The organism is Prevotella sp. S7-1-8, assembly GCF_000758925.1.
GTDB lineage: Bacteria > Bacteroidota > Bacteroidia > Bacteroidales > Bacteroidaceae > Prevotella.
Window position 1 is genome coordinate 1 of record NZ_JRNC01000134.1, and the last position, 2,112, is coordinate 2,112.

Consider the following 2,112-nt stretch of genomic DNA (forward strand, 5'->3'; position numbering starts at 1 on the left):
TAATAAACAATGAAACATTTCTTTTTCTCTGCGCTACTCCTCGTGGCGAGTAGCACAGCTGTCTTTGCCCAAAGCAAGGATAAACCCACAAATCTTTCTTCTTCGCTCTTGTCGTCGGGGACGCTCTACCAAGGATTGAGCCGAAGTGTTCCCAACGCTCGAGTTGTCTTGCCTTATGGCTTGGAGGTGACTTTCGACAAGACTACGCATCTCATCTTTCCTGCGCCTATTCGCTATGTGGACTTGGGTTCGCAAAACATCATTGCCGGCAAAGCAGAGGATGCGGAAAATGTCTTGCGCATCAAAGCTGCCGTGCAAGATTTTGAAACGGAGACTAATCTATCGGTGATTTGTGAAGATGGCTCGTTCTATGCCTTTAATGTGAAGTATACTGCCGAACCGGAGAAGCTCAACATTGAGATGCAGGATTTCCTTGCGCCTACGGCTGGAAGATTGCCTTCCAACCGATCGGACATCTATTTCAAAGAACTGGGCAGTGAGTCGCCTATCTTGGTGAAACTCATTATGCAGAGTATCTACCAAAGCGATAAGCGCAGGATTAAGCACATCGGTGCGCAACAATTTGGAATGAAATTCTTGCTCCGCGGTCTTTATGCGCACAATGGATTGTTCTACTTTTACACGCGCATCGACAATGACACGAATATGCCTTTTGCGGTGGACTTTGTGACGTTCAAAGTGGTGGACAAAAAGGTGGCGAAGCACACTGCGATGCAGGAACAAGTGCTGCAACCGCTTCGTGCTTACCATCAATTATTGGAGGTGAAGGCGAACGACAACGAACGTGGGGTCTTTGTTTTGGAGCAGTTTTCGCTCTCTCAAGACAAGGAACTGCAAGTGACGCTCTACGAACGTGGAGGAGGACGAACACTTTCTTTTTCGCTTGACCAAGAGGATCTCTTGTTGGCGCAAAAGATTGATAAACTCAAACTGAAATGGTAATAACTATGAAACTGAAGATCTTGTTTTCTTCGCTCTGTGCTGCACTAGTGGTGGGATTGCCCACTACTGTGCAGGCACAGCGTTTGGTGCCTGGTCAAAAGGGATTGGAAGTATCAGCGAGTGTGCCCATTGTAAAAGGCAAATCGCTCTTTAAGCAAGACGATTTGGGGCTGACTTTGTCGCTTTCTCACTATCTCAAACGGGGTAAATATACGTTCGTGTCGGCTGGTTATGAACAACAAGCCTTGAGTTATCGCAGTTACCAAGTGCCCCTACGTGATTACCTCGTGCAGATGGGATATGCACATCCCTTGCTTTCGGACAAAGGAAAGAATGTGTTTTTCTATCTTGGTACTTCTGCGCTGGTGGGCTATGAGCAACTCAATCGAGATAAGGTGATTTTGCCCGATGGGGCGAAGTTGTTGGACGGCTCACGCTGGGTGTATGGCGCAGGATTGCATACGAGTATGGAACTCTTTCTCACGGATAGAATTATTGTCGGTGGAAAAGCTCAACTGCGCTATCTTTTTAACTCGGATGTTCACAGACTTAGACCGACGCTGAGTTTGGGACTTCGCTATCAATTTTAATCTCTATGAAACGTAATATTTTAGGCGCAATATGGGTGATGGGAGTACTCTCCTTCGCTGGGTTTTGTCTATCTAGTTGTACTCCTGAGTTGGATGTGCAGCAGGCTTATGACTTTTCTCTGCAAACGTTGCCCGTTCAAAAGGACATTATAAAGGGGGCAGTGGCTGAAATTCGTTGTTCGCTCAAAGCGGAAGGCGATTTTAAGGACACACGCTATACGATTCGCTATTTCCAACCCGATGGAAAAGGGGAATTGCGTTTGGAGGATGGCACGTTGCTTTCTCCCAACGACCGCTATTGGCTACCACGAAAGGAGTTTCGTTTATACTATACGTCACTATCCTCTGACCGCCAGACGATTGATGTGTATGTGGAAGATAATTTCGGGCAAAAAAAGGAGTTGCACTTTAGTTTTAATGGCAAAAGTGCTGAGCAGCACGTGGATCATCCTAAACCTACTCATCCTACCTCAAAAACTGAACGAGATGCGTAAGTTATTGTTCTGTTTGTTTTTCCTCTGCTTCCCGTGGTTTTGGCTGCGGGCTCAGCAGAGGATGG

Annotated in this window: 3 protein-coding genes; all 3 read left to right on the forward strand. The window is 46.6% G+C overall.

Annotated elements, in window-relative coordinates:
* Positions 1–9 precede the first annotated feature (9 nt).
* The 3 genes from traN to HMPREF1640_RS12315 are packed head-to-tail and all read left to right on the forward strand — an operon-like array spanning position 10 to position 2,047.
* On the forward strand, positions 10–963 hold the full coding sequence (traN, locus tag HMPREF1640_RS12305; RefSeq protein ID WP_036895356.1) for a conjugative transposon protein TraN: 954 nt from the start codon (positions 10–12) through the stop codon (positions 961–963).
* Complete coding sequence (locus tag HMPREF1640_RS12310) at positions 957–1,553, forward strand: conjugal transfer protein TraO (RefSeq protein ID WP_036895359.1); 597 nt, start codon at positions 957–959, stop codon at positions 1,551–1,553. The genes traN and HMPREF1640_RS12310 overlap by 7 nt, the downstream gene beginning before the upstream one ends.
* 5 nt (positions 1,554–1,558) lie before the next feature.
* Positions 1,559–2,047 (forward strand): DUF3872 domain-containing protein, encoded by a 489-nt coding sequence (locus HMPREF1640_RS12315; RefSeq protein WP_036895363.1) that lies wholly within the window; start codon positions 1,559–1,561, stop codon positions 2,045–2,047.
* Positions 2,048–2,112 lie beyond the last annotated feature (65 nt).

Bases quoted from the DNA above. Each gene is read 5' to 3' on its own strand.
- traN (WP_036895356.1), top strand. From the start codon at position 10: ATGAAACATTTCTTTTTCTCTGCGCTACTCCTCGTGGCGAGTAGCACA.
- HMPREF1640_RS12310 (WP_036895359.1), top strand. From the start codon at position 957: ATGGTAATAACTATGAAACTGAAGATCTTGTTTTCTTCGCTCTGTGCT.
- HMPREF1640_RS12315 (WP_036895363.1), top strand. From the start codon at position 1,559: ATGAAACGTAATATTTTAGGCGCAATATGGGTGATGGGAGTACTCTCC.